Origin of the sequence: Delftia sp. ZNC0008 (assembly GCF_000799035.1) — a bacterium.
GTDB lineage: Bacteria > Pseudomonadota > Gammaproteobacteria > Burkholderiales > Burkholderiaceae_C > Comamonas > Comamonas tsuruhatensis.
This window is the reverse complement of the sequence record NZ_JTKZ01000655.1, coordinates 1-6,928: the sequence shown is the minus strand read 5'-3', so window position 1 is coordinate 6,928 and position 6,928 is coordinate 1. Positions and strand designations below refer to the sequence as shown.

Sequence of the window (6,928 nt, the reverse complement as noted above, 5' to 3'; positions counted from 1 at the left end):
CCGCAAGATGCCCCGTGTTGCCGTTGCCCGCCGAGCCGAAGGTGAGCTTGCCGGGGTTGGCCTTGGCGGCCTGGATGAGTTCCTGGATGTTCTTTGCCGGCAGCTTGCCGCTGGCCGCAACCACCATGGGCAGGTTGGCCACCAAAGACACGGGCGCGAAGTCGCGGCGGGTGTCGTAGGGCAGCTTGGGATAGAGGCTGTCGTTGATGGCATGGGCGGCCAGCACCATGAGCACGGTGTAGCCATCGGGCCTGGCGCGCGCCACGTATTGCGAGGCCAGCGTGCCGCCTGCGCCGGGCTTGTACTCCAGCACCACGGGCTGGCCCAGCTGCTGCTGCAGCTGCACGGCCAGCGGGCGGCCCAGCAGGTCGGCACTGCCGCCGGGTGGATAGGGAATGACCAGCTGGATGGGCTTGGCAGGCCAGGCCTCGGCAGCATGGGCGAGATGGGTGGCCGGGGCCAGCAGGGCGCAGGTCGCCAGGGCCAGGCAGGACAGCAGGCGGCGGCGCGGGAGTGGGTGCATGGGCATGGGCATGGGGGGACTCCGTTTCATGAAGAGGACAGGGCGCCGGCCTGGTACTGCTCGCGCAGCGCGCGCTTGAGCACTTTGCCGATCTCGCTGCGCGGCAGGCTGGCGGCCAGCCGCAGCTCGGCCACGCGCTGGGTCTTGCCCACGCGGGCGTTGAGCCATTCGCGCAGCTCGGCGGCCGAGGGTGTGGCATCGGGGCGCGCCACGGCGTAGGCCACGGGGGTCTCGCCCCAAGCATCGGAGGGCACGCCGATCACTGCGCATTCGGCCACCTGCGGGTGCTGCAGCAGCACGGACTCGATGTCGCTCGGGTAGACGTTGAAGCCGCCCGTGATGATCATGTCCTTCTTGCGGTCGCCCAGCACGATGAAGCCGTCCTCGTCCAGGCGGCCCACGTCGCCGCTGCGGATGAAGCGCAGGCCCTGGGCATCGAACCATTCGGCCTCCTGCGTCTTGTCGGGCAGGCGGTGGTAGCCGCTCATCATCCCGGCCGAGCGGCCCACGATCTCGCCCTGCTCGCCGTGCGGCAGTTCGCGGCCCTGCTCATCGATGAAGCGGATGTCGGCGCCCGGCCCTGGCCTGCCCACGGTGTGCAGCTTGTCGGGGAAGTCATGGCAGTGCAGCTCGCAGCGCACGCCGCCTTCGGTCATGCCGTAGTACTCGATGAGCCGTCCGGGCCAGCGGCGCAGCACCTCGGCCTTGAGCGCGGGATGGAACGGCGCGCTGGTGCAGAACTTGTGCCGCAGGCGGCTCAGGTCGGCGCTGTCGAACCCCGGGCACTGCATCAGCCGCTGGTACTGCACGGGCACGAGCATGGTGTGGGTGGCATGGTGGCGCTCGGCCAGTTCCAGGTAGTGCGCCGCGTCGAACTTGCGCATCAGCACCAGGGTGCCGCCCAGCCCCAGGGTGGGCAGGGCCGCGACCAGGGTGGTGTTGGAGTACAGCGGCGTGGCGCACAGCGAGACGGCATCGGGCCCGTAGCCGTTGTGGATGGCGCGCTGCACATGGGCCCAGCGCATGGCCCAGGACTGGACGATGCCCTTGGGCACGCCCGTGGTGCCCGAGGAGTAGATGACGTTGAAGGGCCAGTCGGGCTGGGGGTGGATGGGCGTGGGTGCCGTGCCATGGTCCGCTTCGTCCGCAGCCAGCCATTGCGACCACAGAATGCCGGCTTCGGCAGCGCCGTCCAGGGCCACGCATTGCAGATCCTGTCCGGCCTGCAGCGGCCATTGCGCGGCGGTTTCCGCGTCGCGCAGTACCAGCCGGGCGCCGCAGTTGTCCAGCATGGCGCTCAGGTGGCCGGCCGTGGCCAACGGGGCCAGCGGCGCCACGGCCACGCCCGCGCGCAACGCACCCAGGAAGGCCAGCACGTACTCGGGCGAGCTGCCCGCGCAGATGGCCACCACGTCGCCGGGGCCCAGGCCCTGGCGTTGCAGGCGCAGGGCCACGCGGTCCATGCCCAGGCGCAGCGCGGCGTAGTCGAGGCTGCGGCCATCCATGGCCAGGGCGGTGTGGCGGGGGCGCTGGCTGGCCTGCAGCGCGACGAGTTCGGGCAGCGAGCCAAAGGGCTGGCGCAGCAGGGCGGCGATGTCTTCTTGCATGGGGGGGCGGACGGGAGGGGAGAACTATTCCAGCGACAGGCCTGCGGCCTTGACGATCTGGGCCCAGCTCTTGCGTTCCTGGGCGATGAAGGCGTCGTACTCGGCCGGTGTCTCGCCACCGGGCACGCCGCCCAGGTCGGCAAAGCGCTGGCGCACCTCGGCCGTCTGCATGGCGCGCCGGGCCGACTGCTGGATGCGCTCGACCACGGCATCGGGCGTGCCGGCAGGGGCCAGCAGGCCGAACCAGGCCGTGACCTGCATGGGCACGCCGGCCTCGGTCATGGTGGGCACCTCGGGCAACTGGGCCGAGCGCGTGGCGCTGGTGATGGCCAGCGCGCGCCTGATGTGCGGCATGGAGCTGGGCAGGTTGTCGATCATGTAGTCCACCTGCTGGCCCAGCAGCGCCGTGACCGCAGGCGCGGCCCCGGGAAAGGGCACGAGCGTGACCTCGATGCCGGCCTTCTGGCGGAACATCTCCGAGGACATGTGCGGCGACTGGCCCACGCCCGAGGTGGACACGTTCAGGCGCCGGGTCCTGGCCAGCTCCACCAGCTCGCGCACGCTGCGCACGGGCGAATCGGCATGGACCACGAGGATGTTGGGCACGGAGATCACATTGGTGATGCCGCGCAGATCGCTTTCCTTGTAGCTGAGCTGCTTGTACAGGCTGAAATTGATGGCCACCGGGCCGATGTTGCCCATGAGCAGCGTGTAGCCATCGGGCCTGGCGCGCGCCACCTGGGCCGTGCCGATGCTGCCGCCGCCCCCGCCCTTGTTCTCCACCACCACCGAGGTGCCCAGGTCCTTGCCCATCTTCTCGGCCAGCACGCGCGCGGCAATGTCCGTGGTGCCGCCAGCGGCGGCCGGCACCACGATGGTGATGGGGCGTTCAGGCCAGGCCGCCGCCAGCGCGGCGGCAGGAGCCAGGGAGAAAAAAGGCAAAGCGGCCAGCAAGGCCAGCAGGCTGCGGCGGACGGTCATGGGCAGTCTCCAGTTCACTGCCCGCAACGATAGAAAACCCTGGGCCCCAGGGCACCAGGGTTTGACTGGAGATCCGCTTCGCCATTCGGAAACCCGCGCTTAGGCCTACTGGAACGGGTGCTAACCCCTTGCCAGCACCAGAAAAGAGCCCAAGAAAAAAGGCGCCGAAGCGCCTTTCATTGACCGTGTGGTGCACAGCGCCAAAAACTGGCGCGGCCCAAGTCAGGGACACCGAGCAAGGGCCGCCCTGCCGTGAGGGTGTCGTCCCCCTCCCTTGCGAAGCAAGCAGAGAGGGGGAAGGCGCGTCAGCGCCTCAGGGGGTGATCAAGGATACAGTCCTCGCATTTCGCGCGCATGCAGGATGCGCTGGCAGGCCACGATGAAGGTGGCGGTGCGCAGCGTCACGCCGTGCTGCTGGGCCACCTGCCAGATGGCCGCGAAGGCGTCCTGCATGATGCGCACCAGGCGGGCGTTGATCTCGTCCTCGCTCCAGAAGAAGCTGGAGAAGTCCTGCACCCATTCGAAGTAGCTCACCGTCACGCCGCCGGCATTGGCCAGCACGTCGGGCAGCACCAGCACGCCCTTTTCGGTCAGGATGTCGTCGGCCTCGGTGGTGGTGGGGCCGTTGGCACCCTCGATCACCATCTTGGCCTTGATCTTGCCGGCGTTGTCCTTGGTGATCTGGCCTTCCAGTGCGGCGGGGATCAGGATGTCGCAGTCCACGCCCCAGAAATCGGCAGCGTCCATGGCCTCGGCGCCGTCAAAGCCGCCCACGCCGCCCTTGGCGGCCACGTGGGCCAGCAGGGCCGTCACATCCATGCCGTTGGCGTTGCGGATGGTGCCGGTGTGGTCCTGCACGGCCACGACCTTGGCGCCCGCGTCGGCGAACAGCTTGCCGGCCGTGCCGCCCACGTTGCCGAAGCCCTGCACGGCAATGCGCGCGCCCTGGACCGACAGGCCGGTCAGCTTGGCCGCTTCCACGCCCACGGTGAACACGCCGCGGCCGGTGGCCTCGACACGGCCCAGCGAGCCGCCCAGGTCCACGGGCTTGCCCGTGACCACGCCGGTGGCGGTGGCGCCGGTGTTCATGGAGTAGGTGTCCATCATCCAGGACATGATCTGGCCGTTCGTGTTGACGTCAGGCGCTGGAATGTCCTTGGAGGGGCCGATCAGCAGGCCGATCTCGCTGGTGTAGCGGCGCGTCAGGCGCTCCAGCTCACCGCGCGACAGCGTCTTGGGATCGACACGGATGCCGCCCTTGGCGCCGCCGTAGGGCACGTTGACGGCCGCGTTCTTGACCGACATCCAGGCCGACAGGGCCATGACTTCGGACAGGGTCACGTCCTGGTGGAAGCGCACGCCGCCCTTGCCGGGGCCGCGGCTCAGGTTGTGCTGCACGCGGTAGCCTTCGTAGTGGGCGATGGTGCCGTTGTCCAGCTCGATCGGCACATCGACGATCAGGATGCGCTTGGGGCGCTTGAGGGTTTCGACCCAGCGGGCGAGATGGCCCAGGTAGGGGGTGACGCGATCGACCTGCTGCAGGTAATTGCCCCAGGGGCCGAGGTGATCGGCCTGCAGGTAGGAAGGGATGGCGTGGTTGGTAACGCCGGCCGAAGCGGGTTGCTGCATGGTGGTTCCACACAAGAGTTGTCTGAGGGTTTTGAGCTTATTCCCGGGGCTATGCGCTGTCCAACGCCTTATGCGCGAGAGCCTTATGCATTTAATGCATAACCATGGGATCGCCTTGTCCAGCGGACAATCGGGGCCGCTTGCGACCCTCCGATGCACTCCAAGAAAGCCGCTCCATGACGAACACGCCCCGCACTCCCACATCCTTGGCCCATGCGCTGCTCCAGGCGCGCCACAGCGGCGAATTGCTGGATGCCGACGACTGGGCCGACGTGGTGCGCGCGCCCGCAGATGCGCAGGCCGTGCAGGCCGCCATGGCGCCCGCCCTGGGCTGGCGCGTGGCTGGCAGCCAGCAGGGACCGGGCCGCGTTCCGGGCTATTGGAAGTCTGGCGCGCCGCGCCGCGATGCCCCGCTGACCCATGCGCCGCTGCCCGAAGAAGGCGTCTGGGCCAGTCCTTCGGTGGCCGGTGGCGCGCCGCTGCAACCTGCGCGGCATCGAAGCCGAGATCGCCCTGCGCCTGGGCCGCGAGGTGACGGCCGAGATGGCTGCCGCGTTGCAGCCCGGCGATGGGCTGGAGCTGATCGACGGCATCACCGCCGCCATCGAGGTGGTGGATACGCGCTGGCGCCAGCACCTGAAGGCGCCGCCGCTGCTGCTGGCCGCCGACGGCCTGTGCCATGGCGCCCTGGTGCTGGGGCCGTGGCAGGACGCTTCGCGGCTGCTGCCGCGCGAGTCGCCGCGGGACTGGTCTGCCCAGGTCTGCCGGTTGCGCGTGGGTGCGGCGCCGCTGCAGGCGTTCACCGGAACGCATCCGCTGGGCGATCCGCTGTGGCTGCTGGCCGGCTGGTTGCAGGAGCTGGTGCGCCGCTATGGCAACGTGCCCGCAGGCACGGTGGTGACCACGGGCACATGGAATGGCCTGGCCTTTGCCCACGCTGGCGACCTGGTGGTGGCCGAGCTGGACGGCATCGCCGAGGCCCGCCTGCAGCTGTGAGGCTTCAGGCAGGCCATCGAGTGATCAGGTGATCTTGTAGTCCTTGAGGGCCGGATCGCCCTCGGGAAAGCGCAGGTCCAGGTTGCGCAGCACCTCGCGCAGCAAGGTGGCGATCATGAGGTTGCGGTGCGTCTTGGAGTCGGCCGGCACGATGGTCCAGGGCGCCCAGGGCGTATGCGTGGCGCCCAGCAGCTGGCCGTAGGCCTGCTGGTAGTCCTTCCACTGCGTGCGCACCTTCATGTCGTTCTCGTCGAACTTCCAGTGCTTGGCCGGGTCGTCCAGGCGCTCCTGCAGGCGCATGCGCTGTTCGTCGGCGCTGATGTGCAGCAGGAACTTGACGACCACGGTGCCCGTCTCGCTGAGCATGCGCTCGAAGTCGTTGATGTGGGCAAAGCGCTGGCGCTGCTGCTCGGGTGTGATCCAGCCGTTGACCACGGGCACCAGCACGTCCTCGTAATGGCTGCGGTTGAAGACCGTGATTTCGCCAGCGGCAGGCACCTGCTGGTGGATGCGCCACAGGTAGTCATGGGCGCGCTCGGCCTCGGTGGGGGCCTTCCAGCCCACGGCGTGCACGCCCAGCGCACTCATGCGGCCGAAGACGCCACGGATGGTGCCGTCCTTGCCCGCCGTGTCCGTGCCCTGCAGCACGACCAGCAGCTTGTAGCGGCGGTCGGCGTACAGCAGGTTCTGCAGCGCATCCAGCTCCTCGGCCAGGGCCTCGACGGCGACCTTGTCCTCGGCCTTGCCGTTGCCATTGGAAAAGGGCTTGGCGCCCGGGTCGAAGTCGGCCAGGGCAATGGGCTTGTCCTTGTCCTTGTCGGACCTGGCGGAGCGCGGCTGCCACTGTTCCCAGAGCTTTTGCACGGCCGCATCGCGGCTGGAGAAAGGGTTGGAGGCGTCCATGGATAGAGCGGTGGGTGAGGTGGAATGTCAGGGCCGGGCGCGAATGGATTGCACCTGCAGTTGCGGCTGCGCCATCGAAGTCGCGGCGCCAGCGGCGGGCCTGGGACCGGGCTGGCCCCGGACTTCCACGTTCTGCCGCTGCCACTGCGTGATCTGCTCGGCGCTCAGGCCCTGGAGCTGCCAGGTCTCGCCGGAGGTGGTCTGCAGCACGGGCTGCTCATGGGGCGCATTGCCGCGCAGCACCAGACGGCCTTGCAGGGTCAGGGGCTGGCTTGGTTCAGCCACGCGG

Annotated in this window: 5 protein-coding genes and 2 pseudogenes; 1 reads left to right on the top strand and 6 read right to left on the bottom strand. The window is 69.0% G+C overall.

Annotation, left to right across the window (positions count from 1 at the left end):
* From L995_RS21620 to L995_RS21605, 4 genes are all read right to left on the bottom strand, one after another.
* A partial coding sequence (locus L995_RS21620; RefSeq protein WP_269431532.1) for a tripartite tricarboxylate transporter substrate-binding protein occupies positions 1-529 on the bottom strand: 529 nt, incomplete at its 3' end.
* A 20-nt stretch (positions 530-549) separates the two neighbouring features.
* The gene (locus tag L995_RS21615) at positions 550-2,130 is read right to left on the bottom strand and encodes a class I adenylate-forming enzyme family protein (protein WP_047473651.1); all 1,581 of its coding nucleotides are present in this window, start codon (positions 2,128-2,130) and stop codon (positions 550-552) included.
* A 24-nt stretch (positions 2,131-2,154) separates the two neighbouring features.
* Complete coding sequence (locus L995_RS21610; RefSeq protein WP_047473649.1) at positions 2,155-3,111, bottom strand: Bug family tripartite tricarboxylate transporter substrate binding protein; 957 nt, start codon at positions 3,109-3,111, stop codon at positions 2,155-2,157.
* Between the two features lie 324 nt (positions 3,112-3,435).
* Entirely contained in the window at positions 3,436-4,740 is a 1,305-nt protein-coding gene (locus tag L995_RS21605) for a Glu/Leu/Phe/Val family dehydrogenase (protein ID WP_047473647.1), read from the bottom strand.
* A 176-nt stretch (positions 4,741-4,916) separates the two neighbouring features.
* Here L995_RS21605 and L995_RS21600 point away from each other — a divergent pair.
* A pseudogene (locus L995_RS21600) lies at positions 4,917-5,736 on the top strand (fumarylacetoacetate hydrolase family protein).
* Between the two features lie 24 nt (positions 5,737-5,760).
* Here the strand turns inward: L995_RS21600 and L995_RS21595 are convergent.
* Positions 5,761-6,639, bottom strand: a complete 879-nt coding sequence (locus tag L995_RS21595) for a PPK2 family polyphosphate kinase (protein ID WP_047473645.1) — start codon at positions 6,637-6,639, stop codon at positions 5,761-5,763.
* Between the two features lie 27 nt (positions 6,640-6,666).
* Positions 6,667-6,928: pseudogene (locus tag L995_RS21590) on the bottom strand (hypothetical protein); the annotation flags it as partial.